The 26,019-nt window shown below is 70.6% G+C and carries 23 protein-coding genes; 4 read left to right on the top strand and 19 right to left on the bottom strand.

Annotation, left to right across the window (positions count from 1 at the left end; genetic code table 11):
- The first annotated feature begins 850 nt into the window (after positions 1 to 850).
- The gene (pbpC, locus tag CSC64_RS00885; RefSeq protein ID WP_162433427.1) at positions 851 to 3,337 is read left to right on the top strand and encodes a penicillin-binding protein 1C; all 2,487 of its coding nucleotides are present in this window, start codon (positions 851 to 853) and stop codon (positions 3,335 to 3,337) included.
- 75 nt (positions 3,338 to 3,412) lie between these two features.
- On the opposite strand, the gene CSC64_RS00880 is transcribed toward pbpC, so the two are convergent.
- Entirely contained in the window at positions 3,413 to 3,892 is a 480-nt protein-coding gene (locus tag CSC64_RS00880; protein ID WP_162433426.1) for a peroxiredoxin, read from the bottom strand.
- Positions 3,893 to 4,154: 262 nt separating this feature from the next.
- On the opposite strand from CSC64_RS00880, the gene CSC64_RS00875 reads away from it, so the two are divergent.
- A complete protein-coding gene (locus CSC64_RS00875) occupies positions 4,155 to 5,039 on the top strand; it encodes a DnaJ C-terminal domain-containing protein (RefSeq protein ID WP_162433425.1) in 885 nt (294 codons plus the stop codon).
- A 99-nt stretch (positions 5,040 to 5,138) separates the two neighbouring features.
- On the opposite strand, the gene pilH is transcribed toward CSC64_RS00875, so the two are convergent.
- The 11 genes from pilH to purB all read right to left on the bottom strand — a co-directional run bounded on the left by pilH (position 5,139) and on the right by purB (position 18,542).
- Positions 5,139 to 5,537: a twitching motility response regulator PilH gene (gene pilH / locus CSC64_RS00870; RefSeq protein ID WP_162433424.1), complete on the bottom strand. Its 399-nt coding sequence runs from the start codon at positions 5,535 to 5,537 to the stop codon at positions 5,139 to 5,141.
- Positions 5,538 to 5,660: 123 nt separating this feature from the next.
- Positions 5,661 to 6,659 (bottom strand): YhdH/YhfP family quinone oxidoreductase, encoded by a 999-nt coding sequence (locus tag CSC64_RS00865; RefSeq protein ID WP_162433423.1) that lies wholly within the window; start codon positions 6,657 to 6,659, stop codon positions 5,661 to 5,663.
- A gap of 319 nt (positions 6,660 to 6,978) precedes the next feature.
- Entirely contained in the window at positions 6,979 to 7,572 is a 594-nt protein-coding gene (locus tag CSC64_RS00860) for an LOG family protein (RefSeq protein WP_162433422.1), read from the bottom strand.
- Positions 7,573 to 7,615: 43 nt separating this feature from the next.
- Positions 7,616 to 7,789: an MFS transporter gene (locus tag CSC64_RS00855; RefSeq protein ID WP_162433421.1), complete on the bottom strand. Its 174-nt coding sequence runs from the start codon at positions 7,787 to 7,789 to the stop codon at positions 7,616 to 7,618.
- Between the two features lie 189 nt (positions 7,790 to 7,978).
- Complete coding sequence (gene lpdA / locus CSC64_RS00850; protein ID WP_162433420.1) at positions 7,979 to 9,415, bottom strand: dihydrolipoyl dehydrogenase; 1,437 nt, start codon at positions 9,413 to 9,415, stop codon at positions 7,979 to 7,981.
- Positions 9,416 to 9,442: 27 nt separating this feature from the next.
- Positions 9,443 to 10,651, bottom strand: a complete 1,209-nt coding sequence (sucB, locus tag CSC64_RS00845; protein ID WP_162433419.1) for a dihydrolipoyllysine-residue succinyltransferase — start codon at positions 10,649 to 10,651, stop codon at positions 9,443 to 9,445.
- 37 nt (positions 10,652 to 10,688) lie between these two features.
- Positions 10,689 to 13,517 (bottom strand): 2-oxoglutarate dehydrogenase E1 component, encoded by a 2,829-nt coding sequence (locus CSC64_RS00840; RefSeq protein ID WP_162433418.1) that lies wholly within the window; start codon positions 13,515 to 13,517, stop codon positions 10,689 to 10,691.
- A 297-nt stretch (positions 13,518 to 13,814) separates the two neighbouring features.
- Complete coding sequence (locus CSC64_RS00835) at positions 13,815 to 14,729, bottom strand: GNAT family N-acetyltransferase (RefSeq protein WP_425501638.1); 915 nt, start codon at positions 14,727 to 14,729, stop codon at positions 13,815 to 13,817.
- The gene (locus tag CSC64_RS00830) at positions 14,726 to 16,018 is read right to left on the bottom strand and encodes a ribosomal protein uL16 3-hydroxylase (RefSeq protein ID WP_162433417.1); all 1,293 of its coding nucleotides are present in this window, start codon (positions 16,016 to 16,018) and stop codon (positions 14,726 to 14,728) included. Before CSC64_RS00830 ends, CSC64_RS00835 begins: the two co-directional genes overlap by 4 nt.
- Positions 16,019 to 16,180: 162 nt before the next feature.
- Complete coding sequence (gene bla, locus CSC64_RS00825) at positions 16,181 to 17,146, bottom strand: subclass B3 metallo-beta-lactamase (protein WP_162433416.1); 966 nt, start codon at positions 17,144 to 17,146, stop codon at positions 16,181 to 16,183.
- A gap of 10 nt (positions 17,147 to 17,156) precedes the next feature.
- Positions 17,157 to 18,542: an adenylosuccinate lyase gene (gene purB / locus CSC64_RS00820; RefSeq protein ID WP_162433415.1), complete on the bottom strand. Its 1,386-nt coding sequence runs from the start codon at positions 18,540 to 18,542 to the stop codon at positions 17,157 to 17,159.
- A gap of 359 nt (positions 18,543 to 18,901) precedes the next feature.
- On the opposite strand from purB, the gene CSC64_RS00815 reads away from it, so the two are divergent.
- Entirely contained in the window at positions 18,902 to 20,284 is a 1,383-nt protein-coding gene (locus CSC64_RS00815; RefSeq protein WP_238389699.1) for a class II fumarate hydratase, read from the top strand.
- 68 nt (positions 20,285 to 20,352) lie between these two features.
- Here CSC64_RS00815 and CSC64_RS00810 read toward each other — a convergent pair whose 3' ends face one another.
- The 7 genes from CSC64_RS00810 to CSC64_RS00780 are packed head-to-tail and all read right to left on the bottom strand — an operon-like array spanning position 20,353 to position 25,259.
- Positions 20,353 to 21,138 (bottom strand): hypothetical protein, encoded by a 786-nt coding sequence (locus tag CSC64_RS00810; RefSeq protein ID WP_162433413.1) that lies wholly within the window; start codon positions 21,136 to 21,138, stop codon positions 20,353 to 20,355.
- A gap of 11 nt (positions 21,139 to 21,149) precedes the next feature.
- Positions 21,150 to 21,824, bottom strand: a complete 675-nt coding sequence (locus tag CSC64_RS00805) for a YggN family protein (RefSeq protein ID WP_162433412.1) — start codon at positions 21,822 to 21,824, stop codon at positions 21,150 to 21,152.
- 20 nt (positions 21,825 to 21,844) lie between these two features.
- The gene (locus CSC64_RS00800; protein WP_162433411.1) at positions 21,845 to 22,684 is read right to left on the bottom strand and encodes a DUF4097 family beta strand repeat-containing protein; all 840 of its coding nucleotides are present in this window, start codon (positions 22,682 to 22,684) and stop codon (positions 21,845 to 21,847) included.
- Between the two features lie 46 nt (positions 22,685 to 22,730).
- Positions 22,731 to 23,732, bottom strand: coding sequence for an ABC transporter permease (locus CSC64_RS00795; protein ID WP_162433410.1), 1,002 nt, complete (start codon positions 23,730 to 23,732; stop codon positions 22,731 to 22,733).
- Positions 23,729 to 24,646, bottom strand: a complete 918-nt coding sequence (locus tag CSC64_RS00790; protein WP_162433409.1) for an ABC transporter ATP-binding protein — start codon at positions 24,644 to 24,646, stop codon at positions 23,729 to 23,731. The genes CSC64_RS00795 and CSC64_RS00790 overlap by 4 nt, the downstream gene beginning before the upstream one ends.
- Positions 24,643 to 25,008: a GntR family transcriptional regulator gene (locus CSC64_RS00785; RefSeq protein WP_162433408.1), complete on the bottom strand. Its 366-nt coding sequence runs from the start codon at positions 25,006 to 25,008 to the stop codon at positions 24,643 to 24,645. Before CSC64_RS00785 ends, CSC64_RS00790 begins: the two co-directional genes overlap by 4 nt.
- A gap of 2 nt (positions 25,009 to 25,010) precedes the next feature.
- A complete protein-coding gene (locus CSC64_RS00780; protein WP_162433407.1) occupies positions 25,011 to 25,259 on the bottom strand; it encodes a hypothetical protein in 249 nt (82 codons plus the stop codon).
- A gap of 121 nt (positions 25,260 to 25,380) precedes the next feature.
- Between CSC64_RS00780 and CSC64_RS00775 the strand changes: the two genes are divergently transcribed.
- A complete protein-coding gene (locus tag CSC64_RS00775; protein WP_162433406.1) occupies positions 25,381 to 25,953 on the top strand; it encodes a glutathione peroxidase in 573 nt (190 codons plus the stop codon).
- The last annotated feature ends 66 nt before the right edge of the window (positions 25,954 to 26,019 follow it).

Below are 26,019 nucleotides of genomic sequence, written 5' to 3'. Positions count from 1 at the left end.
CGAAGAGGATGTGAAGGATCGGGGGCCGGTTTCGGCCCCCGTTCTTTTGGGTGGCCGTTTGCGATAGCTGCGGAATCAACAGCAACCGCAACCGCAACCGCAACCGCAACCGCAACCGCAACCGCAACCGCAACCGCAACCGCAGGAGCAACGGTGTTGGGGTGCGTCGGCTCCGGAAGGAGTCCGCCGTTGCAGCGGGGCATGGCCCACCCTTCGGGACGACATCCTGTCTTTACTCAGGGCCGTGGCACATCCATGTGCCACTTGGGCCATACCCCGCTGCAACGACGGCCTTCGGGCACGTTGGGGCCCGCGCCGTGCGGTTCGACCTGCGCTGCAAGCAACAGCGAAATCGCCGGCACTCGTTGCGCTCTTCTGTAGGAGCCCACTTCAGGGGGCGACCCGACGCTACCTGGAGACGCCACGGTCAACGCGCAATCTCCGGAGCGCCCGCGTCGAATGCTGCTGCGATCCAGCGCTTCCGGGTCGCCCCCTGAAGTGGACTCCTACAGGAAGCAAAGGCGATCGGGTCGGGAACGGGATTTGTCTGTTCCCGAACCGCAGGCGCGCACCCGAACGCGCCTGAAGGCCGTCGTCGCATGGGGGTATGGCCCAAGTGGCACATGGATGTGCCACGGCCCTGAGTAAAGACAGGATGTCGTCCCGAAGGGTGGGCCATACCCCCATGTGACGGCGGACTCCTTCCGAAGCCGACACCCTCGAAGCTTTGCGCTTGCTTTTGCTGTGCCGCCACGGTCGCCCCCGCGATCGCGACCTTCCTCTCCGGCATCAGATGGCTTCAAATGGCCGCGTGGAGCACGCGGACCGGACGGCAATGGAGCAGGGCTCAATGACGGCAGACGTGGGCAGCCGCGCGCGCGCGCGCCGGCTGCTGCCCTGGCTGCGCTGGGGCGCCGTCGCCGTGCTCCTGGCGGCGCTTGCGCTGGACCTGGCGTTCCCGCCGCCGCTGCCGCGCGCCGGCAGCGGCAGCGCCACCGTCGTCACCGTCGTCACCGCCGCCGATGGCACGCCGCTGCGTGCGTTCGCCGACGGAGAGGGAGTGTGGCGCTATCCGGCCACCCCCGCATCGGTGTCGCCGCTCTACCTGCAGGCCCTGCTCGGCTACGAGGACCGCTGGTTCCACTGGCATCCCGGCGTCAATCCGCTGGCCCTGCTGCGCGCCGGCGGGCAATGGCTGCGCAGCGGCGGGATCGTGTCCGGCGGGTCGACCCTGAGCATGCAGGTGGCGCGCATCCTCGAAGGTGGCGACACCCGCAGCCTGGCCGGAAAGCTGCGGCAGATGGCGCGCGCGCTGCAGCTGGAAGCGCGGCTGTCGAAGCAGCAGATCCTGCAGCTGTACCTGGAGCGGGCGCCGTTCGGCGGCACCATCGAAGGCGTCGAGGCGGCGAGCTGGGCCTACCTGGGCAAGCCGGCCGCGCGCCTGTCGCACGCCGAGGCCGCGCTGCTGGCGGTGCTGCCGCAGGCGCCCAGCCGGCTGCGCCCGGACCGGCACCCGGAAGCCGCGCGCGCCGCGCGCGACAAGGTGCTGGCGCGGATGCGGGCGCTGGAGGTCTGGAACGCACAGGACGTGGCCGACGCGGCGATCGAACCGGTGGTCGCGCGCGCGCTGCGCCCGCCGGTGCACGCGGCGCTGCTGGCCCAGCGCCTGCGCCAGCAGCAGCCGCAGGCGCAACGCATCGCCACCACCGTGGACGCGGACCTGCAGCGTGCGCTGGAGGAGCGCGTGGCCGCCTGGTTCGCCGCGCTGCCGCAGCGCACCTCGGCCGCGCTGCTGGTGGTCGAGAACGAGGGCATGCAGGCGCGTGCCTATGTCGGTTCGGTCGAATTCGGCGACCGCGAGCGGCTGGGGCACGTGGACATGGTCCGCGCCTGGCGCTCGCCGGGGTCCACGCTCAAGCCTTTCCTCTACGGCATGGCGCTGGACGACGGGCTGATCCATTCCGAAAGCCTGCTGGTCGACGCGCCGCAGGCTTTCGGCGGCTACCGGCCGGGCAATTTCGGCGAGGCCTTCAACGGGCCGGTTGGCGCTGCCAGCGCGCTGCGGCTTTCGCTCAACGTGCCGGCGGTGGACCTGCTCGACCGGGTCGGCCCGGCGCGCTTCGCCGCGCGGCTGGACCACGCCGGCATCGGCCTGCGCTTCCCGCGCGGTGCGCGACCGAACCTCGCGCTGATCCTCGGCGGTACCGGCGTGCGCCTGGAGGACCTGGTCGGCGCGTTCGCCGCGTTCCAGCGCGGCGGGCTCGCCGCGCAGGTGCGCTACCTGCCGCGGCAGCCGCTGGTCGAACGCCGGCTGCTGTCGCCGGGCGCGGCCTGGATCGTGCGCGACATCCTGCAGTCGAACCCGCGGCCCGGCCATGCCAGTGGCGCGTTCGACGCCGGCACGCGTCCACCGGTGGCGTGGAAGACCGGCACCAGCTACGGCTTCCGCGATGCCTGGGCGGTGGGTGGCACGCGCCGCTACACGGTGGGGGTCTGGGTCGGGCGGCCGGACGGCACGCCGCTGCCGGGCCAGTACGGCGCGATCACCGCGCTGCCGCTACTGCTGGACACGATCGACAGCCTGCCGCGCGCGCCGGGCGATGCCGATCCGCTGCCGCGGCCAGCCAGCGTGGACGCGGTGGAGGTGTGCTGGCCGCTGGGCCTGGCGGCGGCGGATACGCCGGCCGCGCTGTGCCAGCGGTCGATGCCGGCCTGGCGCCTGGAGGGCACGGTGCCACCGACGTTCGCCGAACGCGACGCGCGGCTGTGGAGCGCAGGGCGCGAGCGCTTCCGGGTCGACGCCGCCAGTGGCCTGCGCCTGTCGGCCGACTGCGCGCTCGCGCACGAGGCGCGGGAGGCGGAGATCGCGCGCTGGCCGGCGCTGCTGTCACCGTGGCTGCCGGCCGAGGCACGCCGCGCCGCGCGCCTGCCGCCGCTGTCGCCCGACTGCGCCGACGACGGCCGCGGCGCGGCCGAGAACCTGCGCATCGAAGGCATCGCCGAGCGTTCCACCCTGGCGCCACCGCCCGGCAGCACCCGCGGGCTGCGCCTGCAGGTGCGCGCGCTGGGCAGCACCGCGCCGGTGCAGTGGCTTCTGGACGGCCGCGCGATCGCCCGCACCGCGGGCGGACGCGGCTTCGAGTACGACTACGCCGGCGCCGGTCGTGGCGACCACGTGCTCACCGCGCTGGCCGACAGCGGTGCCTGGGCGCAGGTGCGGTTCCGGGTGCAGGCGCCCGCGGGCGCGATGTCGACCGCCGAGGCGGACGGCGGGGGAGGGCAACATGGCAGCGGCCTGTCGGTGCCGGAGCGGCGTGAGCACGCGTCTCCGGGGTAGGCGCATGCGTCCATGGCGAGGACGGTCATGGCCCTTGCCCCCCTCCCGGAGGAGAGGGGCATGCTTCCACCGTTCCTATCCGAGCTGTTCGAGCACGTGGTCGGCCGAGGACACCTTGAACTCGCCCGGTGCCTCGATGAACAGCTGCCTGACCACGCCGTCTTCCGCGTACAGCGCGAAGCGCCTGGCGCGGATGCCCATGCCGTAGCCGCTGGCGTCCATTTCCAGTCCGAGCGCCCGGGTCAGGTCGGCGTTGCCGTCGGAGACCAGCTGCAGGCCGTCGGGCGCGTCCAGGGTCTTGCCCCAGGCCTGCATCACGAACGGGTCGTTGACCGCCATGCAGACCACCTCGATGCCGCGGCTGCGGAAGTCGTCGAAGCGGGCGATGAAGCCGGGCAGGTGCTTTTCCGAGCAGGTCGGGGTGAACGCGCCGGGCACGGCGAACAGGAGCACCTTGCGGCCCTCGAACAGGCTGGGCGTGTCCACGCTTTCCACGCCTTCGCGGATGCGCTTGAGCACGACTTCGGGGATGGTGTCGCCGATCTGGATGGTCATGGGGGTATCCCGGGGGAGGAGGGCCGGCGCGGCCGGAGGCGGACCGAGTCTAGCGGCAACCGCGTGTGCGCGCCGTGGGGCTTGGAAGGCGAGTGCCGTCATCGCCGCGCGCCTGCGTCCCTGTGCCATGCCGCGCGGCGCATGCGCCCGCACAGTGGTGGGCGCGGCTTAGAATCGACAGGTGGCGCCCGCGCCGCAGGCCGTCCTGTTTCCAGGGCGAGCCCGTGCGGGCGGTGCGGGCCAGGCAGCGGACGGTGAACGGATGGAATTCAAGGACTACTACGCGATCCTGGGTGTGGAACCGAGCGCGGGCGAGGCCGAGATCAAGTCGGCCTACCGCCGGCTGGCGCGCAAGTACCACCCCGACGTGAGCAAGGAGGCCGACGCCGAGGACCGGTTCAAGGCGGTCGGCGAGGCCTACGAGGCGCTGCGCGACCCGCAGAAGCGCGCCGCCTACGACCAGCTGCGCGCGCGCGGCTACCGGCCGGGGCAGCAGTTCGATCCGCCGCCCGGTGGCTTCGACGGCGGCGGCTACGACTTCAACGAGATCTTCGGCGACATGGGTGGCCACGGCGGCAACGGTGGCGGCGGCTTCAGCGATTTCTTCGAGAGCCTGTTCGCGCGCCAGCGCGGCGGCGGCGCCCGCCCGGGCGCCGGCCCGCAGCCGCGCGGCGACACCCGCGCGCGGCTGGCGGTGCCGCTGGAGGCGGTGTACCGCGGCGACAGCGTGCGCATCACCCTCAACGGCCGCCAGCTCGACGTGAAGGTGCCCAAGGGCATCCGCGCCGGGCAGGCGATCCGGCTGGGCGGGCAGGGCCAGGGCGGCGGCAACCTGCTGCTGGAGATCGAATACCAGGCCCATCCGCAGTTCGAGGTGGACGGGCGCAACATCCTCCACACGCTGCCGCTGCCGGCCTGGCAGGCGGCGCTGGGTACGACGGTCAGCGTGCCGACCCTGGGCGGTGCGGTGGAGCTGAAGATCCCGGCCGGTTCCGATTCCGGGCGCAAGCTGCGCCTGCGCGGCCGCGGCCTGCCCGGCGCGCAGCCGGGCGACCAGATCGTGGAACTGGAAGTGCAGGCGCCGGCGCCGGCCAGCGAAGCGCAGCGCGAGGCCTATCGCGACCTGGCGCGCGCCTTCGGCGAGTGAGGATGCAGGCCGCGTGGCCGCATCTCCGGGGATTGCGCATGCAGCCGTGCGCGGCGTTCGCCGCCGGCGATCGGGCACGCGGCCGGCGCGGCCGTGCCCTCAGGCTTCTTCTTCGGACGCCGGGGCCGGCTGGTCGCCGCCGAGCAGGCGGCCGATCACGTCCGACAGGTCCGATTCGGAGAACGGCTTGGTCAGGTAGGCGCGGGCGCCCTGGCGCATGCCCCACATGCGGTCGGTGTCCTGGTCCTTGGTGGTGACCAGCACGACCGGGATGTCGCGGGTGCTGCCGTCGCGGCTGAGCGTGCGCGTGGCCTGGAACCCGTTGAGGTTGGGCATTACCACGTCCATCAGGATCAGGTCGGGCAGGTGCGCCTTGGCCACCTCGACGCCCGCGGCGCCGTCCTCGGCGGTGAGCGTCTCGTGCCCGAGTTTCTCGACGATGCGCTGGATTCCCATCAGCTGGGAGGGCGAATCGTCGACGATCAGGATGCGTGCCATGTAGCTTCCCCGGTGTGTTTCCCCTGCGCCGGAGTGTAGTCGGTGCGCGCAGCCGCCGGAAGCCTCCAGCATGCAGGCGCGCGGGGACGAAACTTGACCGTGCGCACACTGCGGCGGGACCGTTCAGCCCAGCCGCACCACCGTGCGGCCCAGCGAACCGCCGGCCAGCATGGTGTCGAACACTGACGGCAACTCCTCCAGCGTCGCCTCGCGGGTGCAGATCGCCGCGAGATTGGCCGGCTTCCACTCGTCGGCCAGCAAGGCCCAGATGTCGTCGCGGATGTCGCGCGCGGTGCCGGCCGAGCCGATGCCGAGCAGCGAGACGCCGCGCAGGATGAAGGGCATCACCGTCAGCGCATCCAGTGACGGGGTGGCGGCCAGGCCGGCGGCGGCGACGTTGCCGTAAGCGGCGGTCTGCGCCAGCAGGCTGACCAGCATCGGCCCGCCGACGTTGTCCAGGCCGCCGCCGAAGCGGATCGATTCCAGTGGCCGCTTCGCTTCCAGCGCGTCGCGGCCGAGCACTTCGCTGGCGCCGAGCGATCGCAGGTAGCCGGCCTGCCCGGGCTTGCCGCTGATCGCGTGGACCTCGTAGCCGGCCCGGCTGAAGATCGCCACCGCCAGCGAGCCGACGCCGCCGGTGGCGCCGGTGACTGCAAGTGGGCCGAGCTCCGGGCGCTGCCGGTTCTCGCGCATCCGGTACAGCGCCAGCGCGGCGGTGGAACCGGCCGTGCCAAGGACCATGGATTCGCGCAGGTCCAGGCCGCGGGGCAGGGCGACGACCCACTCGGCCGGCAGGCGTGCGTAGGCCGCGTAGCCGCCGTCGCGGGTCTCGCTCAGGCCACTGCCGGTGACCAGCACCGGGTCGCCTTCCCTGAACTTCGCATCGGTGGACGCAACCACGTGCCCGGCGACATCGATCCCGCCGACCAGCGGGAAGCTGCGCAGGATCCTGCCCTTGCCGGTGCCGGCCAGCGCGTCCTTGAAGTTGACCGAGGACCACTTGGCCTTGATCACCACTTCGCCGGGCGAGAGGTCATCCAGCGAAAGTGCCTCGATGCCGCTGCGATAGCCGTCGGCGTCGTTGTGGATGCGGAAGGCGGGGAAGGTGGCGGGGAGGGACATGTGCAGGGGCTCCTTCGTCCCGGCGAACGCCCGGGACCCAGTGCCTTCGATTCTTCCATCCGGATGGCGGAAATCAAAGGTTCTTCTTCTGGTTGCGGGAACCGGGGGGCCTTGAAGCGTCGGCTTCGGCGGGGGCCGCCGCACCCTGGGGATATGTCCCACCCTTCGGGACGACATCCTGTCTTTACGAAGGGCCGTGGCACATCCATGTGCCACTTGGGCCATATCCCCAGGGTACGACGTCCTCGGGCGGCTTCCAGATCGTGGCTCCGATCGCAAAGCACAACAGCGCGAGCCGCCGGGCCACGCGCCCGCGCGCCTACCGCAATGCGTCGCGCCGCTTCTCGTCTATCCACTTCGACGCCTGCGCCGGCTCGTACGCCCGCATCCACGCCAGCATCGCGTCGATGTCGCCGCCGTACCACAGGTCCGCGCGCTGGTCAGGGTGCAGGAAGCGCTCGGCGACCATCCGGTCGATCATGCCGATCAACGGGGCGTAGAAGCCTTCCACGTCGAGGAAGGCGCAGGGCTTGTTGCCGATGCCGAGCTGGCGCCAGGTCAGCATCTCGAAGATCTCCTCCATCGTGCCGAAGCCGCCGGGCAGGGCGACGAAGGCATCGGCGAGGTCGAACATGCGCGACTTGCGCTCGTGCATCGAACCGACGATCTCCAGTTCGGTCAGTCCCTTGTGCGCCACTTCCCAGTCGGCCAGCTGCTTGGGGATCACCCCGGTCACCTCGCCGCCTGCGGCCAGCACCGCGTTGGCCACCGTGCCCATCAGGCCGACGTTGCCGCCACCGTAGACCAGGCGTAGCCCTTCCTTGGCCAGGCGGTCGCCCAGGGCGATGGCACGCTCGGTGTAGGCCGGCTTGCTGCCGGAGTTGGAGCCGCAGTAGACGCAGATCGATTTCATGCGAGGATCTTTTTCGTGGAAAGACGTACGGAGTCGGCCTGGCTCAGTCCCGGCCCTTGCGCTGGCGCAGCCACATGGCGGCACCCAGCAGGGCGAAGGCGACGCCCACGGCGGCGAAACCCGGTCGCTGCGCAGCCAGCGCACCGGCGACGAACAGCACCCCGGCCAGGAAATACATCCCGGCGGCAACCCGCGGCGGCAGTCCTTTCGAAGTCATCGGCTCAAGCTCCTGATGGCATGGGGTGTCATGCGGATGGGCCAAACAGCAAAGCCGGGCAGTGCCCGGCTTCTGGCCATAGCCCCCGAGTCGGGGGCGGTTCGCGCCAACGGCGCGGGTGGCAGGGATGGCAGTACGGGGATCCTGGCGTTTGCGGGCGCAAACGCCAGGCATCCATAAAGCCAACCTTCAGTTGGCCTTGTGGATGGCGCGCTTGTCGACCGCCATCGCCGCGTCGTGCACGGCCTCGGACAGCGACGGATGGGCGTGGCAGATCCGTGCCAGGTCCTCGGCCGAGCCGCTGAACTCCATGGTCAGCACGCCCTCGTGGACCAGCTCGGACACGTTCGGCCCGATCAGGTGCATGCCCAGCACGCGGTCGGTTTCGGCGTGGGCGATCACCTTGACGAAGCCGGTCGGCTCGGCCATGGCCACGGCGCGGCCGACGGCGGCGAACGGGAAGCTGCCGGCCTTGTACGGCACGCCCTCGGCCTTGAGCTGCTGCTCGGTCTTGCCGACCCAGGCGATCTCAGGCGCGGTGTAGATGACGTAGGGGATGGTGTCGAGGTTGACGTGGCCGGGCAGGCCGGCGATCAGCTCGGCGACGGCGATACCTTCCTCGAAGCCCTTGTGCGCCAGCATCGGCCCGCGCACGCAGTCGCCCACCGCCCAGACGCCGTCGACGCCGGTGTGGCAATGCTCGTCGACCACGACCTGGCCGCGCTCGTTGAGCTGCACGCCGGTGCCCTCGGCCAGCAGGCCCTTCGACGCGGCGCGGCGGCCGACGGCCACCAGCAGCTTGTCGACCACCAGCGCCTGCTCGCCCTTGGCGTCGGTGTAGGCGATGGACACTTCCTTCTTCTTGCCCTTGCCAGTGATTTCGGCTTTGGAAACCTTGGCGCCCAGCCTGATGTCCAGGCCTTCCTTCTTGAACTCGCGCGCGGCCAGCCTGGCCACTTCGGCGTCGGCGGCCGGCAGGAAGTCCGGCAGCGCCTCGAGGATGGTCACCTCGGCGCCCAGGCGGCGCCACACGCTGCCCAGCTCCAGGCCGATCACGCCGGCACCGATCACGGCCAGGCGCTTCGGGACCTCGGTGAAGTCCAGCGCGCCGACGTTGTCGACGATGTTCTCGCCATCGAACTTCGCGAACGGCAGCTCGATCGAATCCGAGCCGGCGGCGATGATGACGTTGGTGCCCTTGAGCTCGACTTCGCTGCCGTCGTGTTGCTTCACCTTGACCACGTTGCCCGGCTGCAGCTGCCCGAAGCCGTAGTACGCGGTCACCTTGTTCGCCTTGAACAGCATCGCGATGCCGCCGGTGAACTGCTTCACGATGCCGTCCTTGCGGGCGACCATCTTCTCCACGTCGATGGCCGCATCCTTGAAGCTGATGCCGTGCTGGTCGAACTTGTGCAGCATGTTCTCGTACTGGTGGGTCGAGTCCAGCAGCGCCTTGGAGGGGATGCAGCCCACGCGCAGGCAGGTGCCGCCCAGCGCCGGCTTGCCGTCCTTGCCCAGCGCCGCGTCGATGCACGCGGTCTTCAGGCCCAGCTGCGCGGCGCGGATCGCGGCGTGGTAGCCGGCGGGGCCGGCACCGATGACGACGACGTCGAAGTTCTCAGCCATTGCAGGATTCCTTTGCCTTCCAGGCGATCAGAGGCCGAACAGGATGCGGTTCGGGTTCTCGAGCTGGTTCTTGATGTCGACCAGGAACTGCACCGCGTCCTTGCCGTCGATGATGCGGTGGTCGTAGGACAGCGCGATGTACATCATCGGCGCGATCACGACCTGGCCGTTTTCGGCGATCGGGCGCTCCTTGATCGTGTGCATGCCCAGGATCGCGCTCTGCGGCGGGTTGACGATCGGGGTCGACATCAGCGAGCCGAAGGTGCCGCCGTTGGTGATGGTGAAGGTGCCGCCCTGCAGGTCGTCCAGGCCGAGCTTGCCGTCGCGCGCCTTCTTCGCGTAATCGGCGATGCCCTGCTCGATCTCGGCGAAGCCCTGCCGCTCGACGTTGCGCAGCACCGGCGTCACCAGGCCCTTGTCGGTGGACACCGCGATCGAGATGTCGGCGTAGCCGTGGTAGATGATGTCGTCGCCGTCGACCGAGGCGTTGACCACCGGGAAGCGCTGCAGTGCGTTGGCCGCGGCCTTCACGAAGAAGCTCATGAAGCCCAGCTTGATGCCGTGCGCCTTCTGGAAGTCGTCCTGCAGTTCCTTGCGCGCGGCCGAGACCTTGGCGAGGTTGACCTCGTTGAACGAGGTCAGCATCGCGATCGAGTCCTTGGACTGCATCAGCCGTTCGGCGATGCGCTTGCGGATGCGGGTCATCGGCACGCGTTCTTCCGGGCGCGCGCCGCCGGCCTTGCCGGCACCGCCGCTGCGGGCGTAGTTGACGATGTCTTCCTTGGTCACCGCGCCGCGGCGGCCGCTGCCCTCGACCTGCGAGGCGTCGACGCCTTCGCGGGCGGCGGTGGCGCGGGCGCCCGGGGGCAGGTCGCCGCCGGCAGCCGGGGCCGGACGGGTCGAAGACGGCGCGGCGGCCTCGGCCTTGGCGGCGCCCTTCTTCTCCGGCCCCTCTTCGGCGCCGGCGGCCGGCTTCGCCGCCGGGGCTGCGGCGACGGCGCCCTCCTCGATGATCGCCAGCAGCTGCTGGCTGGTCACCGTGTCGCCTTCCTGGAACTTGATCTCCTTCAGCACGCCGTCGACCGGCGAGGGGACCTCGAGCACGACCTTGTCGGTCTCCAGGTCGACCAGGTTCTCGTCGCGCTTGACCGCGTCGCCGGCCTTCTTGTGGCAGCTGGCAATGGTGGCATCGGAGACCGATTCGGGAAGGACCGGAACTTTGACTTCGGTGGCCATGGGGCGTCCTTGATTCCTGTATGCGTGGGGCGACGGATTATTCGGCGGCGATCTGGTTGCCGGGCGGGTTGACCAGCGCATCGGCGACCAGCTTGAGCTGTTCCTCGACATGGTCGGCGAAGTGGCCCACCGCCGGCGACGGCGAGCGCAGGCGGCCGGCGTAGCTCAGCGCCTGGCCCTTGCCCAGGCAAGCCTGCAGGTGGTGCTTGATCTGGTACCACGCGCCCTGGTTCTGCGGCTCCTCCTGGCACCAGACCACGTCGGTGGCCTTGGCGTACTTCTTGAGCTCGGCGGCCAGCAGCTCGCGCGGGAACGGGTACAGCTGCTCGACGCGGACGATGGCGACGTCGTCCTGGCCGCGCTTCTGCTGGTCCTCGAGCAGGTCGTAGTAGACCTTGCCGGAACACACCACCACGCGCTTGACCTTCTTCGCATTGGCCGAGGCGTCCGGGATCAGGTGCTGGAATCCGCCGTTGGCCAGTTCGTCCAGGCTGGACACCGCCAGCTTGTGGCGCAGCAGCGACTTCGGGCTCATCACCACCAGCGGCTTGCGCGTGCCCATCTTCATCTGCCGGCGCAGCATGTGGAAGCACTGCGCCGGGGTGGTCGGCACGCAGACCAGCATGTTCTCCAGCGCGCACAGCTGCAGGAAGCGCTCCAGGCGCGCGGAACTGTGCTCCGGGCCCTGGCCTTCGTAGCCGTGCGGCAGCAGCAGGGTCAGGCCGGAGATGCGGCCCCACTTGGCCTCGCCCGAGGCGATGAACTGGTCGATCACCACCTGGGCGCCGTTGGCGAAGTCGCCGAACTGACCTTCCCAGATGTCCAGGGTGTTCGGGTCGGTGGTGGAGAAACCGTACTCGAACGCCATCACCGCCTCCTCGCTGAGCAGCGAGTCGATGATGGTGCACTGCTCGGGACTCTCGACCAGCTGGCGCAGCGGCAGGTAGTAGCTGTCGGTCTTCTGGTCGTGCAGCACCGCGTGGCGGTGGAAGAACGTGCCGCGGCCGGCATCCTGGCCGACCAGGCGCAGGCCGTAACCCTCGGACAGCAGGGTGGCGTAGGCCAGGTTCTCGGCGAAGCCCCAGTCGCCGCCGATCTCGCCGGCGGACATCTTCGCCCGGTCCTCGTAGATCTTGGCCACGCGCGGGTGCAGCGACACGCCCTGCGGGATCGTGTTGATGATCTTCGCCAGTTGCTGCAGCGTGCCCTTCTTGACCTTCGTGTCGACCGCGTCGGACAGGGTGCCCGAGAGGTACTTCGACCAGTCGATGGTCAGCTCGTAGTCTTCCGGTTTGGAGCCGGCCAGGTCGGTGGTGACCTCGCCGGCGTCGAGCTTGTCGCGGTACTCGTCCACCAGCGCCTTGCCGGCGCCGGCGGCGATCACCCCGGCCTTCTCGAGGCGTGCCGCGTACAGCTCGCGGGTGGTGGGATGCTTGCGGATGGTCTGGTACATCACCGGCTGGGTCGCCGCCGGCTCGTCGGCCTCGTTGTGGCCGTGGCGGCGGTAGCAGACTAGGTCGATGACCACGTCCTTCCTGAACTGCTGGCGGAACTCGTAGGCCAGCTTCGCGACGAACACGACCGCTTCCGGGTCGTCGCCGTTCACGTGGAACACCGGCGCGCCGACCATCTTGGCCACGTCGGTGCAGTACAGGGTGGAGCGGGCGTCTTCCTTGTTGCTGGTGGTGAAGCCGACCTGGTTGTTGATCACCACGTGCAGGGTGCCGCCGACGGCGAAGCCGCGCGCCTGCGACATCTGGAACAGTTCCATCACCACGCCCTGGCCGGCGAACGCGGCGTCGCCGTGGATCAGGATCGGCAGCACCTGGCGGCGCTCGTCGTCACCGCGGCGCTCCTGGCGCGAACGCCCCGAGCCGGCGACCACCGGGTCGACGATCTCCAGGTGCGAGGGGTTGAAGGCCAGGGCCAGGTGCACCGGGCCGCCAGGGGTGGCGATGTCGGCGGAGAAGCCCATGTGGTACTTCACGTCGCCGGCGTGGGCGCGGGCGTCGTGCTCGAACTTGCCCTCGAACTCGTCGAACAGCTTGCGCGGGTTCTTGCCCAGGGTGTTGACCAGCACGTTGAGGCGGCCGCGGTGGGCCATGCCGACCACGATGTCCTTGACCTTGTCCACGCCGGCCTGGCGGATCACCTTGTCCAGCAGCGGGATCAGCGAATCGCCGCCTTCCAGCGAGAAGCGCTTCTGGCCGACGTACTTGGTGTGCAGGTAGCGCTCCAGGCCCTCGGCGGCGGTCAGCCGCTCCAGCACGCGCTGGCGGGTTCCGGCACCGAGGTCGTAGTCGCCGCCGGCCAGCTCCAGGCGCTGGTACAGCCACTGGCGCTGCTCGACCTCGGGGATGTGCATGAACTCGGCGCCGATGGAGCCGGTGTAGGTCGCCTGCAGCCGGGCGAGCAGGTCGCGCAGCCGCATCCGCGGCTGGCCGGCCAGGCCGCCGGTGCTGAACTCGCCGTCCAGGTCGCGCTCGGACAGGTTGTGGAACGACAGGCCCAGGTCGGGCGGGTTCATCGACGGGGTCAGCGCCAGCGGGTCGAGCTTCGCGCCGAGGTGGCCGCGCGAGCGGTAGGCGGTGATCAGGCGGCCGACATTGCGCTCGCGCTCGTCGCCGGCCGGGGCATCGGCAAAGCCGTTGTTGGCGGCGTGGCGGGCGGCGTCGGCGATGTGGGCTATGACCGCCGAATGCGGGATGTCACCGGCCTGGTGGCCCTGGAAACCGTCGAAATACGCTTTCCACTTCGGATCGACACTGTCGGGGGAGACCAGGTACTGCTCGTACAGGTCCTCGATGAAGGCGGCATTGCTGCCGAGCTGCGAAGACTGCGCAAACTGCTTTAGTAGGTTGTCCACGATGCTGCCGCGTCTGGGTGGGGGACGGAACCGAGGCTGCCTCGGGCCCGGCGTAACTGGCATGACAGCCGCAAAGTATACCCCTCCGTGCGCATTCAGGGACCTATACGAAGGGCCCAGACGCCCCGTTCCGCGCCCACCGGCGGGGCCTGTTCACACTCGCGCATGACCGCCTCCGCGCACTGTGCCGGGATCGTCCGCCGCGGCGCTGGAAAGCGCATATCAGGCCCGTCCGGAGCGGTCGCGCGGCGCGTCCGCGGCAGGATTCCGTTCATGCAGGCCGCGGCCGGCGAAGCGCTAGAGGGCGCGGTATTCGGTGCAGGGCCGCGAACGCTCCCAGACCCGTTCGAATTCCAGCTGCAGGCGGCGCGCGACCGGCGCGTCCTCGACACCGCCCTCGCCGTCGAAGCGGTGACCCAGTGGCCGGAACAGCGCCCCGCCGGTGTCGTTGAAGGCGTAGGCGGACGCATAGCGCGCGTCCACCGGATCGCGGACCTCGCGGAACGCGAACACGCTGGGCAGGCGCTGGGCCAGCGGCAGCAGCGGCGTGCCATTGCGCTGCGGGGTGGCCGCGTCCTGCAGCAGGATCCGCACCCGGCGCTCGCCCGGCCGCACCGCGAAACGGCGCAGCGCCTCAAGCACGTCGGCGCGGTCGAGCAGGCCCGGGTCCATGGCCCGGCTGTAGAGCCCCAGCTCGCGGCGCGCGTGCCCGGCCAGGGCCACCAGCACCGCCGCCGCCGCGTCCACGTCCTCCACCGCGCTGGCCCCGGGCAGGCGCCGGCGCATTTCGCGGTGGGCGATCCCGGCCTCGTCGAACACCGGGCCGGCGGGGACGAAGCCGGCGCGGGCGTAGAACGGCAGCGCATGCACCTGCGCGTGCAGGCTGACCTCGGGCCAGCCGCGGCGGCGGGCCTCGTCCAGCAGCGCGGCCAGCATCGCCTCGCCGATGCCGCGGCCGCGGAAGGCTTCCAGCACCGCCATGCGCCCGATCCGGCGCTCCGGGGTCAGGCGCGCGGCGCCCACCGGCGCGCCGCCGGCGTCCACGGCCAGGACGTGGAAGCACAGCGGGTCCAGCGCGTCACGCTCGAGCGCGGCCGGGACCTGCTGGCCCTGCACGAACACCACCTCGCGCACGGCGTGCAGCCGCGCATGCTCGAGCGCGTAATCGACGCCGGCAATGGCGAAGCCGGCCGTTGTGGTGGCCGGGCTCACGCGTCCCCGTCGTCGTAGTCCGCGTCGGGGTCGTCGGCCAGCAGTGCGTAGTGGCCGGCCTGATAGAGCCCGTGCGCGGCTTCGCGGCCGGCCTCGGACAGCGCGTTCCAGGCCGCGCCGTCGAGCAGCCGGGTGTCGGCGAGCAGGCGGGCGTCGGCCAGCGGCAGGGCCAGGGTGCGGCCGCTGCAGAACAGGCTGGCGCCGCCGCCAGCGGTATTGCGCCGCCAGGCCATCCGCGACCAGGGGTGGCGCTGCAGCGCCGCGCCCTGGGTGAGGTCCCATTCCAGCTCGATCCGCGGGCGCTCGTCACCGCGCGGCATCACCTCGCCGGCGGCGCGGTAGGTGGTGATGAAGCGGCCGAACCAGTCGCCGAGCCGGTCGGGGTCGTTCATCCGGATCGCGTTGAGCGCGGCGACGACGCGGTTCATCGCGGCCACGTCGATCTCGTTCGGATCGACCGGCACCTGCAGGTCCTCGTCGTGGTAGCGCACCGACTCGTCGGTTTCCGCGAGCAGGTCGTCCAGCCAGTCGCCGATCAGTTCCGCGGCGGCCGGGGCGCGCATGCCGACCGAAATGGTCAGGCACGGATCCTCGGCGATGCCGTGGTGGGGCACGTTCGGCGGCAGGTAGAGCATGTCGCCGGGGGCCAGCACCCAGTCGTGGGTGGGGGTGAACTCGCGCAGCAGCTTCAGTTCGACGTCGTCGCGGAAGTCCAGTGGCGGGTTCGCTCCGGCATCGATCTGCCAGCGGCGGTGTCCATGCGACTGCAGCAGGAACACGTCGTACTGGTCCACGTGCGCGCCGACCGAGCCGCCGGTGGCGGCGAAGCTGACCATGATGTCGTCGATCCGCCAGCGCGGCAGGAAGCGGAAATGGTCGAGCAGGGCGGCCACGTCCGGATCCCACTTGTCCACGTCCTGGACCAGCAGGGTCCAGTCGTGGTCGGGCAGGCCGGGAAAGTCCTCTTCGGCGAACGGGCCGTGGCGCACGCTCCAGGCATCGCGGCCGCGGTCATGCCGGATCAGGCGGGACAGCGTGCCTTCCTCGCAGGCCAGGCCGGCCAGGTCCTCGGGCATCAGCGGGCTGCGCAGGCCGGGGAAGGCGTTGCGGATGAGCAGCGGGCGCTTCTGCCAGTAGTCGCGCAGGAACACCGCCGGGTCCATGCCCAGCGGCGGCAGCGCGGCGCCGTCGATCTCGATCGGTGGAGCCGCGCTGCGGGTCTCCGGGCTGCCCTTGGCGGCGGCCTTGGCAGCGGTCCTGGTGGCGGCGGGGCTCTTGCGGGTACTCATGAGGCTGTCTCGTGGTGGCGCCGGCCGGGAAGCGGGACGCACCCGCCGTACCCGCGCGGGGAGGCCGGCACGCTGCGATCCCGGGGCGAGGCGCGGGCGGGTTCGTCGACGTCGATGCGGGTGGGCGGCTGCATGTCGGCTCGCGTCGGCGTGGCGGGGCAATCAGTCCGGGCGCGGGGCGGCCGCTTCGTCCGCCAGGCGCTTGTCCAGGCGGGCGCGGGCGCCGTCGGCGTTGGCGCGGCACGCGCCGTCGCCGGACAGCGGGCGGGTCGCCGCCGGACCCAGCCGCGACCACAGTTCGCTGGCTCCCGGGTGCGGGGTGATCAGGATATCGCAGGGCAGGGCGGCGACCGTGTCCAGGGTGCGGCGGAAGGCGGCGAGGTAAGCGGCGTTGGCCGGATCGCTGAAGCGCCAGTGGTCGTCGGAGATCGCGCTGAGGCTGTCGACGTAGGCGATGTCCAGGCAGGCAACGCCGTCGCAGGAACGCCAGGTCCAGCTGCTGCCGCCGGGCGAGTGGCCGGGCGTGGCGTGCGCGGTCAGGCGCAGCGGCCCCAGCGCCAGCACCTCGCCGTCGGTGATGCGGCGGACCGCGGCCACCGGTGCCATCGCCTCGAGTTCCTGCAGCTGCGGGTCGCCGCGGTCGGCGTGGCCGCGCTCGAGCACCACGGCGGCCGGCTCGCGCGCGACCACGGTGGCGCCGCTGGCCGCCTGCAGCGCGGCGATACCGCCGGCGTGGTCGAAGTGTTCGTGCGAGCCGGCGATGTACTTCACGTCCTCGACCCGGAATCCGGCGGCGCGGATATTCGCCTCGACCAGCGCCGCGCCCCTGGCGGTGCCGCCGTCCAGCAGCACGTGCCCCTGCGGCGAGGTCACCAGCAGCGCGGTGATGCCGCAGGTGCCGACGTACCAGATGTCGCCGTGGACGTGGCGCGGCGGGGACGGCGTGTCCCAGCCGGCGTTGGCGGGGCAGGCGGTCGACGGCGCAGATGCCGGTGCCGGCGCGGCGACGCCTTCGGGCGTACCGGTGTGAGTGTGGGTGTGCGCGGGAGTGGAGGCGGACGCGGGGCCGGCAATGGCGGTGGCCATCGCAAGCACGGTCGCGAGCGCGGCGGCATCGTGCAGTCGCATGGCCGGTCGGTCAGACAGCCCGCGCCAGGCGCTCGGCCAGGCCGACATAGGCGCCGGGCGTGAGCGCCTGCAGGCGCGCGCGCGCGTCGGCCGGCAGGTCCAGCGCGGCGATGAAGGCGCGCATCGCTTCGGCGTCGATCCCGTCTCGGCCGCGGGTCAGCGCCTTGAGCTGCTCGTACGGGTTGGGCAGGCCGTGCCGGCGCATCACCGTCTGCACCGCTTCGGCCAGCACCTCCCAGGCCGCGTCCAGGTCGGCGTCCAGGCGCTGCGGGTTCACCTGCAGCTTGCCCAGGCCCTTGGCCAGCGAGTCCAGCGCCACCTGGGTGTGGCCGAACGCGGTGCCCAGCGCGCGCAGCACGGTGGAGTCGGTGAGGTCGCGCTGCCAGCGGCTGATCGGCAGCTTGGCCGAGAAGTGCTCGAACAGGGCGTTGGCCAGGCCGAAGTTGCCTTCCGCGTTCTCGAAGTCGATCGGGTTAACCTTGTGCGGCATGGTCGAGGAACCGATCTCGCCTTCCTTGAGCTTCTGCCGGAAATAGCCCAGCGAGATGTAGCCCCAGACGTCTCGCGCCAGGTCGACCAGCACGGTGTTGGCGCGGCGAACCGCGTCGCCCAGTTCGGCGATGTTGTCGTGCGGCTCGATCTGGGTGGTCCAGGGGTTGAACGGCAGGCCGAGGCTCTCGACGAAGCGCTGGGCGAACGCCGGCCAGTCCACGTCCGGATAGCTGGCCGCATGGGCGTTGTAGTTGCCGACCGCGCCGTTGATCTTGCCGGTCAGCTCGACCGCGGCGATCTGCCGGCGCTGCCGTTCCAGCCGCGCCACGACATTGGCCACTTCCTTGCCCAGGGTGGTCGGCGAGGCGGTCTGGCCGTGGGTGCGCGACAGCATCGGCTGCGCGGCCTGTTCGTGCGCGAGCCGGCGCAGGCTGGCGACGACGCCGTCGATCGCCGGCAGCAGCACGGCGTCGCGTGCCTCGCGCAGCATCAGCGCGTAGGACAGGTTGTTGATGTCCTCGCTGGTGCAGGCGAAGTGGACGAATTCCAGCGCCGGGCCCAGCTCTTCGGCAAGCGCGCCGGCATCGTCCCTGAGCTGCTCCTTGATGAAGTACTCCACCGCCTTGACGTCGTGGTTGGTGGTGCGTTCGATCTCCTTGACCCGCGCCGCGTGGGCCACGGAGAAACCCTCTGCCAGCACGCGCAGGCGCGCCTGCGCGGCGCTGGAGAACGGCGCCAGCTCGGCGATGCCGGGTTCGGCGGCCAGCGCCAGCAGCCATTCGACCTCGACCTTGATCCGTGCCTTGATCAGGCCGTATTCGGAGAAGATCGGGCGCAGCGCGTCGACCTTCGAGGCGTAGCGGCCGTCGAGCGGGGACAGGGCAAGCAGGGCGGAATCCGGCATGGGGGCGGCAGACTGGCGAACAGGGCCGCATAGTCTAGGCTCTGCGCGCCCGCCATGCCGGACCGCCGTAGAGCCGGGCTTGCCCGGCTACCCACGCCCGATTGCCCGGGAAACCGGACGGCGGCAGCAGCGGGGCAAGCCCCGCTCTACGGTGCAAGGCGCGCAGGGCCGCGCCGCGGAGGCGGTATGCTGCCTGGCCCAAGCCAGCCGCAGGCGCGGCGCCCGCCGCCCGCCGTAGTCCATTCCCACTGGAGACGGTCATGAGCAAGTCCCCCGCACGTCCCCGCGCCAAGGCGCCCGCGCCGAAGCCGCGCGCCGGCGCCGTGCCCGCCGTCCGTACCCGCACCGAACACGACTCGATGGGCGAACTGCAGGTCCCGGTCGACGCCCTGTGGGGCGCGCAGACCCAGCGCGCGGTACAGAATTTCCCGGTCTCCGGACGGCCGATGCCGCGCGGCTTCATCCGTGCGCTGGGGCTGGTCAAGGCCGCCGCGGCCGAGGTCAACGCCGGCCTGGGCCTGCTGCCGAAGAACGTCGCCGCCGCCGTGCGCGCCGCCGCGCTGGAGGTGGCCGACGGCCGCCACGACGCCCATTTCCCGGTGGACATCTACCAGACCGGCTCGGGTACCTCCTCGAACATGAACGCCAACGAGGTGATCGCCGCGCTCGCGAACATGTCGGGCAAGGCCGGCAAGGGCCAGGTCCACCCCAACGACCACGTCAACCTCGGCCAGAGCTCCAACGACGTCGTGCCCACCGCGATCCGCGTCTCCGCGCAGCTGGCGGTGGTGGAGGACCTGCTGCCGGCGCTGGCGCACCTGCGCCGCACCATCGGCAGGCGTGGCCGCGCGCTGCGCAAGGTGGTCAAGACCGGCCGCACCCACCTGATGGACGCCATGCCACTGACCTTCGAGCAGGAGTTCGGCGCCTGGGCCGCGCAGCTGGAGTCGGCCGAAGCGCGGATCAGGGACAGCCTCAAGCGGCTGCGCCGGCTGCCGCTGGGCGGCACCGCCATCGGCAGCGGGATCAATGCCGACCCGCGTTTCGGCGCCAGGGCGGCGAAGGCGCTGTCCACGCTCGCCGGCACCCGCTTCGAGAGCGCGGCCGACAAGTTCGAGGGCCTGGCCGCGCAGGACGATGCGGTCGAACTGTCCGGCCAGCTCAACGCGCTGGCGGTGGCGCTGATCAAGATCGCCAACGACCTGCGCTGGATGAATGCCGGGCCGCTGGCCGGCCTGGGCGAGATCGAGCTTCCAGCGCTGCAGCCCGGCAGTTCGATCATGCCCGGCAAGGTCAATCCGGTGATCCCGGAAGCCACGGTCATGGTCGCCGCGCAGGTGATCGGCCACCACACCGCGGTGACGGTCGCCGGCCAGACCGGCAACTTCCAGCTCAACGTGACCCTGCCGCTGATCGCGGCCAACCTGCTCGATTCGATCGGCCTGCTGTCCAACATCTCGCGCCTGCTCGCCGACTCGGCCATCGCCGGGCTGGTGGTACGCCGCGACCGGGTCCGCGAGGCGCTGGACCGCAACCCGATCCTGGTCACCGCACTGAACCCGGTGATCGGCTACGAGAAGGGCGCGGCCATCGCCAAGCAGGCCTACGCGCAGGGCCGCCCGGTGCTGGAGGTGGCGATCGAGGTCACCGGCCTGCCGGCGAAGACCCTGCAACCGCTGCTGGACCCGGCCGTGCTGGCCAGGGGCGGCATCCACGGCAAGCCGGGCGGCGGCGGAGGCTGAAAAACAGAAAGGGGACGGAGGGAATTAACGCTTGAAACGTTAATTCCCTCCGTCCCCTTTTCTTTTTCTTACTGCGGAGTCGACGAGCCGCGCGCGGCGGCGTCGGCTTCGGCCGCGGCGTCGCGGGTGTGGTCGCCACTGGCAGGCTCACCGGAAGCGTCTCCGGCCGCTGCCGCGGTGGTCGTGCCGCCATCGCCATCGCCGGAGTCGAAGTAGCCGTCCTTGCCGCAATCGTCCACGTCGGACTGGTCCATCGTCGCGTAGGGCCTGAATTCCGGCAGCGCCGCGGCGAGCGCCTGCTGCGAAGCCAGCAGCCCCGGCATCAGCGTGCACAGCTTGTTGGCCTCCGCTTCGATGAGCTTGCCCTCGGCCTCCATCTGCTTTTCGAACTCGTCGCTGGTGCCGGAGAACACGCTCTTGAGCGCGCCGGTCGCCGCCTTCACCCCCAGGTCCGCCCCGCGCATGCCGATCGCGATCCCGGCCTGGGCGATGGCGATCTGGTCCGAGCGATGGGCCAGCAGCAGTTGCCGCTGGTTGTCGTCCACCGCCACCGCCTTGCCCTCGATCAGCAGGTCGCCCTGCGGCGTGATCTCGGCCCTGGGCAGCCTGCTGCCGTCGGCGGCGCCCGGGTAGCCCTTGTCGCGCTTGCCGCCGACGCGGATGTTCTCGGTGGCCAGTTTCCTGCTGGCCTCGGCCATCGCCTGCTGGATCTTGCGGCCCAGGGCGGTGTCGGCCGGCGCCTGCGCGGCGGCGTCGCCCGATGCGGGCGTGACCGGCGTGGCCGGCGGTTCGTCGCGGCCGCAGGCCGCCAGCGGCAGCAGGGCGGCGAGGGCGAGGATCTGCAAGGTGCGCATGGTCTGTTCCTTCAAAGGGTGGCGAATTCGCTGCGCATGTCGTCGGCGCAGTCGTTGACGTCGTCGGCCTCGAGCGTGGCGTACGGACGGAACTGCGGCAGGCGGGTGGCCAGGCGCTGCTGCGAGTCCATCAGCGCCGGCAGGCTGTCGCAGATCTGCAGCAAGCCCGGCTCGATCGCTTCCTTGACCGTCTTCTCGATGCGGCGTTCCAGGCTGCCGGTCATCGCGCTGAACATGAGGCTGAACAGGCCGCGGTCGACCGCGTCGATCGCCAGCTGCGCGCTGCGTTCGCCGATGTCGATGCCGGCATTGGCGATGTCGATGACCTGGGCGCGGTAGGCCAGCAGTTCGCGGCGCTGCGCCGTGTCGATGGCCACTGCCTCGCCTTCGATCAGGAAATCGCCGTCCGGGGTGATCTCCGCCTTCGGCAGCGGCTTGCCGTCGTCGCGGTGCCGCGACTTGCCGAAGTGCATGCCGTTGCCGAGTTCAAGGTTGCCGTTCTCCAGCTCGGCGCGGGCGGCGGCCAGTTCGCGGCTGACTTCCTTGCGCGCCTGGGCAAGTTCGCTGCTGATTTCGCCTTCGACGCCGCCTTTCGCCGGCTTGGCCGCGTGCGCGGCGATGGGCAGGGTGCAGGCCAGCAGCAGTGCCGGCAGCAGGGCACGGCGATTGCGGGTTGTGTTGTCCATGTGATCCTCCCGTTGCTCGATCAATGTTCGCGTGGCAGGTCGATGCGGCCGGTGACGCCGCGGTGGTCCACGCCGCCGCTGCCGATTGAGCCGACCGACAGGCTGGCCGCGCCGCGGACCTCGGCATCACCCGATCCGATCGAGTCGATCCGGACCGCGCCAGACACGTTGTGCAGGTCGGCGTCGCCGGAGCCGATCGAGCCGATGCGGACGTCGCCGCGGGCGCCGTCCAGTTCGAAGTCGCCCGAACCGATACTGCCGACCTTGGCATCGCCGCCCACGTTGCGCACCTTGACATCGCCCGATCCGATCGACAGTACGTCCAGCGAGCCGGCGCCGTCGATCTCGATGTCGCCCGAGCCGACCTTGGCGGTCACCGGGCCGCGGATGCCACGCAGCTTCACGTCGCCGGAGCCGACGTCGGCGCTGGCCGCCGCGGCGCCCTCGAGCGAGCCGTCGCCGGAGCCGACCACCAGCTGCACCAGCACGCCCTCGGGCACCGTGCCCGACAGCTCCAGCGATGCGTGGTTATCGCCGAACAGGCTGGACAGGCCGGCCTCGCGTTCGCGGCGCGCCCGCACCACCAGGGTGTCGCCCTTGCGTTCCTGGGTCACGGTCAGGTCGTCCAGCCACTGCGGCTTGCTGGCGCAGGCGCGGCCCTGCAGCGCGTGGCTGGTGCCGGGCGCGGCCCGCAGGCGGACGTCGTGCTGGTTGGTCTCCACCCGTACCGTCTTCACCCCGGCCAGGTCCAGCGCCAGCGAGCGCGGGGCCGAGTGGGTACAGCGGCCGTCGTCGGCCAGCGCCACGGTGGGGGCCAGGAGCAGGCCGAGCAGGAGCGAGCGGCGGAAAGTCGGATGCATGGAGGGTTTCCTTGTATGTGTCCGCGGATGGCGGGGGCGGCCCGGGTCAGGCCTCGTCGCGCCAGCGGCGCAGGCGGATGGCGGCGGCGATCAGGGCCACGCCGACCAGCGCGCCGATCCAGATGTCGAACGAGGCGAAGGCGTGCCAGCTGCGGGTCAGGTCGATCGCGCCGGCCAGGTCGTCGGGCGTGTTGATCGCGCCGGTCTCGCCGACCACGCCGCCCACCACCGGGTACCAGGCACCGGGGACCACGCTCAGCAGGCCGCGGTAGACGACGGTGTACCAGACCTTGTCGTGGGCGATGTCGACGTTCGGCAGGATCGTCATCATGCTGATCACCACGCAGGCCAGCACCGGCACCAGCACCGCCCACAGGAACGGCTTGGAGCGCGCCCAGGCCGAGCAGAACATCAGCCAGCCCACGGTCGGCAGCGCCCAGACCATGTACACCGGCAGCGAGGCCAGCACGCCACCGATGATCCGCAGCGGGTGCGACTGGGTGAACACGGCATGTGCGGCGGGAACACCGTTCACGGTGATGGTCAGCGCCGAGATCACCCACAGCGCCACCCCGATCAGCAGGCCCACGCCGATCGCCCACAGCGGCGCGAGCACCAGCGCCCAGGCGGCCTTGGACAGGACCATCTGCGAATCGGACAGCGGCAGCGACTTCCAGAACAGCACGCTGCGGTCGCGGCGGTCGTCGTACAGCGCGCCCAGCGCGTAGAAGAACACCACGAAGGCGAGGACAATACAGGCCACGATCACGCCGCCGAGCAGCATGCCGTCGCCCATCGCACCCAGTGCCTGGGCGACCTGGTGCGGGTCGGCGTCGTCGAAGACGAAGCCGCTGCTGCCCATGCTGCGGCGCGCGGCAATGCTGCCGATCACCGCCAGGATCAGGTTCAGGCCAACGATGATCGCGCCGGCGATCAGCGGCGCCCAGAAGAAGCCTCCGCGGTTCTCCCAGTACTCGCGCTGCAGCAGCCACTTGAACTTCGCCGTGCCGTGCGACGGGGTGGAGGCGGCGGTGGTCAGGGCGTTCATGCGTAGGTCCCCTTCATGGTGGCGACGAACAGGTCGGCGAGGCCGGGGTTGCGGGTCTCGCCCAGGGCGGCCAGCTGCGCGCGGGTGACGCCGGTGGGCGCGCCGTCGGGGCCGTTGCCGTCGAACAGCAGCACGGTCTTGCCGAAGGGCAGGGCGCGCTCGTCGATCGGTTTGAGCGCGCGGGCCGGTTCGAGCGCGTCGGCGCCCACCAGCACCTCGGTGTAGCGCTCGGCCACGTCCTCCATCGGCGAGGACAGCACGATCTTCCCGTCGCGGATGAACAGTACGTCGGTGAGGATGTGCTCGATCTCCTCGACCTGGTGGGTGGTGACCAGGATGGTCTTGTCCTCGTCGAAGTAGTCCTCCAGCAGGCGCTGGTAGAACTGCTTGCGGTAGAGGATGTCCAGGCCCAGCGTCGGCTCGTCCAGTACCAGCAGGCGCGCGTCGATGGCCATCACCAGGGCCAGGTGCAGCTGCACGATCATGCCCTTGGACATCTCGCGCACGCGCAGCTTCGGGTGCAGCTGGGTGTTGGCCAGGAAGCGCTCGCACTTGGCGCGGTCGAAGCGCGGGTGGACGCCGGCGACGAAGTCGATCGCCTCCTTCACCCGGATCCAGCGCGGCAGCACCGCCACGTCGGCGATGAAGCAGACGTCGTTCATCAGTTCGTCGCGCTGGGTGCGCGGATCCTTGCCCAGCACCGTGAGCTGGCCCTCGAACGGGGTCAGGCCCAGGATCGCCTTGAGCGCGGTGGTCTTGCCGGCGCCATTCGGCCCGATCAGGCCGACGATGCGGCCGGCGCCGATGTCGAAGTCGGCGCCGGCGACGGCGACCTTGTTCTTGTAGGCCTTGCGCAGGCCGCGGGCCGAGACGACCGCGGCGGCGCCTTCGTGGTTGGAGGCAACGGCGTTCATGCGGGGTTCCCCGTGGCGTTGAGCAGGTCCTTCAGCGACAGGCCGAGGCGCTGGATGCGCTCCACGACGGCCGGCCATTCATCCTTGAGGAAGCGGTCGCGCTCGCTGCTGCGCAGCTGTTTGGACGCCTCTTCGGTGACGAACATGCCCAGGCCGCGGCGCTTCTCCACCAGGCCCTCGTCGGCCAGCTCCTGGTAGGCGCGTGAGACGGTGATCGGGTTGAGCTGGTACTCGGCGGCGACCTGTCGCACGGAGGGCAGGGCTTCCCCTGGCTTGAGGATTCCGTCGAGCATCATGGCGATCACGCGGTCCTTCAGTTGGCGGTAGATGGGAGCGCCGTCGCTCCACTGGATGTCACTCATGGTCAACCCCGTGAGCGCAGCGACTGCGCAAAGGAGAAATAGGGCATGGTCGACGAGGCCCGGATCCTGCGCGCCGGCCGCTCCGCGGCTGCACCCAGGCCCGTGTCGCCGCTTACCGCGGCGGCCTCGGCGAGTCCATAATCACCACCGCTTCCAGCGTGGTCGGGCAGCCACCGGGTCGCTCCCAGGACCGCGACGGCCAGGCCCAGGGCCATGAACCGGGAGCGGCGGGTGGACAGGATGCGTTTCATGCGGGTGTCCTGCGTTGGGTGACTGGTGTTGTATTCAACTATAACACCTAAACACAGGGTGTCAACACCTGCCCGGACCAACCAATGGCCTATCCGCATGCGTCCAGAGGCAGGAGCTTCCATGTCCAGCAAGAATATGATTCTCAAGGTTTTTCTTCTCCTGCTCGCGGTCCCGGCGCTGGCCGCCGGGCCGGCGCTGCTGGACCTCGAGTACCGCCCGCTGGCGTCGAAGACTGCCGTGAACCTGAACGAGCAGCAGGGCGGCAAGGTGCTGCTGGTGGTGAATACGGCCAGTAAATGCGGTTTCACCCCGCAGTACGAAGGCCTGGAGGCGCTGCAGCAGCGCTATTCGGCGCGTGGTTTCGCCGTGCTCGGCTTCCCCTCCAACGACTTCCGTGGCCAGGAGCCGGGCAGCGAGGAGCAGATCCAGGAGTTCTGCACGCTTACCTACGGGGTGAAGTTCCCGATGTACGAGAAGGTGGTGGTCACCGGCGCCGATGCCACGCCGCTGTACCGGCGCCTGCGCGCGGCCACCGGCGTCGAACCGGGCTGGAACTTCCACAAGTACCTGGTTTCCCGCGACGGACGCGTGGTCGGCAACTGGCCGAGCAAGGTCAAGCCCGACGATCCGGAACTGGTCGCGGCGATCGAGCGCGAGCTGAAGGCAGCGGCGCCGAAGCACTGGAAGCTGTGAACCGCGCGGCCGCTGCATGCGACAATGCCGCCGCGCCGGCTGTCGTCGGCGGAACGGATCAACCCT

This window comes from Pseudoxanthomonas koreensis (assembly GCF_010093225.1).
Lineage (GTDB): Bacteria > Pseudomonadota > Gammaproteobacteria > Xanthomonadales > Xanthomonadaceae > Pseudoxanthomonas > Pseudoxanthomonas koreensis.
The sequence above is the reverse complement of the archived record's forward strand: the minus strand, read 5'-3'. Positions and strand labels throughout refer to the sequence as shown.

Excerpts from the sequence above, each read along its gene's own strand:
- CSC64_RS00785 (WP_162433408.1), bottom strand. The coding sequence starts at position 25,008 with ATGAGTGACATCCAGTGGAGCGACGGCGCTCCCATCTACCGCCAACTG.
- bla (WP_162433416.1), bottom strand. The coding sequence starts at position 17,146 with ATGCGACTGCACGATGCCGCCGCGCTCGCGACCGTGCTTGCGATGGCC.
- sucB (WP_162433419.1), bottom strand. The coding sequence starts at position 10,651 with ATGGCCACCGAAGTCAAAGTTCCGGTCCTTCCCGAATCGGTCTCCGAT.
- CSC64_RS00795 (WP_162433410.1), bottom strand. The coding sequence starts at position 23,732 with ATGAACGCCCTGACCACCGCCGCCTCCACCCCGTCGCACGGCACGGCG.
- CSC64_RS00810 (WP_162433413.1), bottom strand. The coding sequence starts at position 21,138 with ATGCGCACCTTGCAGATCCTCGCCCTCGCCGCCCTGCTGCCGCTGGCG.
- CSC64_RS00860 (WP_162433422.1), bottom strand. The coding sequence starts at position 7,572 with ATGAAATCGATCTGCGTCTACTGCGGCTCCAACTCCGGCAGCAAGCCG.
- CSC64_RS00800 (WP_162433411.1), bottom strand. The coding sequence starts at position 22,684 with ATGCATCCGACTTTCCGCCGCTCGCTCCTGCTCGGCCTGCTCCTGGCC.
- CSC64_RS00775 (WP_162433406.1), top strand. The coding sequence starts at position 25,381 with ATGTCCAGCAAGAATATGATTCTCAAGGTTTTTCTTCTCCTGCTCGCG.
- pbpC (WP_162433427.1), top strand. The coding sequence starts at position 851 with ATGACGGCAGACGTGGGCAGCCGCGCGCGCGCGCGCCGGCTGCTGCCC.
- CSC64_RS00875 (WP_162433425.1), top strand. The coding sequence starts at position 4,155 with ATGGAATTCAAGGACTACTACGCGATCCTGGGTGTGGAACCGAGCGCG.
- CSC64_RS00805 (WP_162433412.1), bottom strand. The coding sequence starts at position 21,824 with ATGGACAACACAACCCGCAATCGCCGTGCCCTGCTGCCGGCACTGCTG.
- lpdA (WP_162433420.1), bottom strand. The coding sequence starts at position 9,415 with ATGGCTGAGAACTTCGACGTCGTCGTCATCGGTGCCGGCCCCGCCGGC.
- CSC64_RS00815 (WP_238389699.1), top strand. The coding sequence starts at position 18,902 with ATGGGCGAACTGCAGGTCCCGGTCGACGCCCTGTGGGGCGCGCAGACC.
- CSC64_RS00790 (WP_162433409.1), bottom strand. The coding sequence starts at position 24,646 with ATGAACGCCGTTGCCTCCAACCACGAAGGCGCCGCCGCGGTCGTCTCG.
- CSC64_RS00780 (WP_162433407.1), bottom strand. The coding sequence starts at position 25,259 with ATGAAACGCATCCTGTCCACCCGCCGCTCCCGGTTCATGGCCCTGGGC.
- pilH (WP_162433424.1), bottom strand. The coding sequence starts at position 5,537 with ATGGCACGCATCCTGATCGTCGACGATTCGCCCTCCCAGCTGATGGGA.
- CSC64_RS00830 (WP_162433417.1), bottom strand. The coding sequence starts at position 16,018 with ATGAGTACCCGCAAGAGCCCCGCCGCCACCAGGACCGCTGCCAAGGCC.
- CSC64_RS00855 (WP_162433421.1), bottom strand. The coding sequence starts at position 7,789 with ATGACTTCGAAAGGACTGCCGCCGCGGGTTGCCGCCGGGATGTATTTC.
- purB (WP_162433415.1), bottom strand. The coding sequence starts at position 18,542 with ATGCCGGATTCCGCCCTGCTTGCCCTGTCCCCGCTCGACGGCCGCTAC.
- CSC64_RS00880 (WP_162433426.1), bottom strand. The coding sequence starts at position 3,892 with ATGACCATCCAGATCGGCGACACCATCCCCGAAGTCGTGCTCAAGCGC.
- CSC64_RS00865 (WP_162433423.1), bottom strand. The coding sequence starts at position 6,659 with ATGTCCCTCCCCGCCACCTTCCCCGCCTTCCGCATCCACAACGACGCC.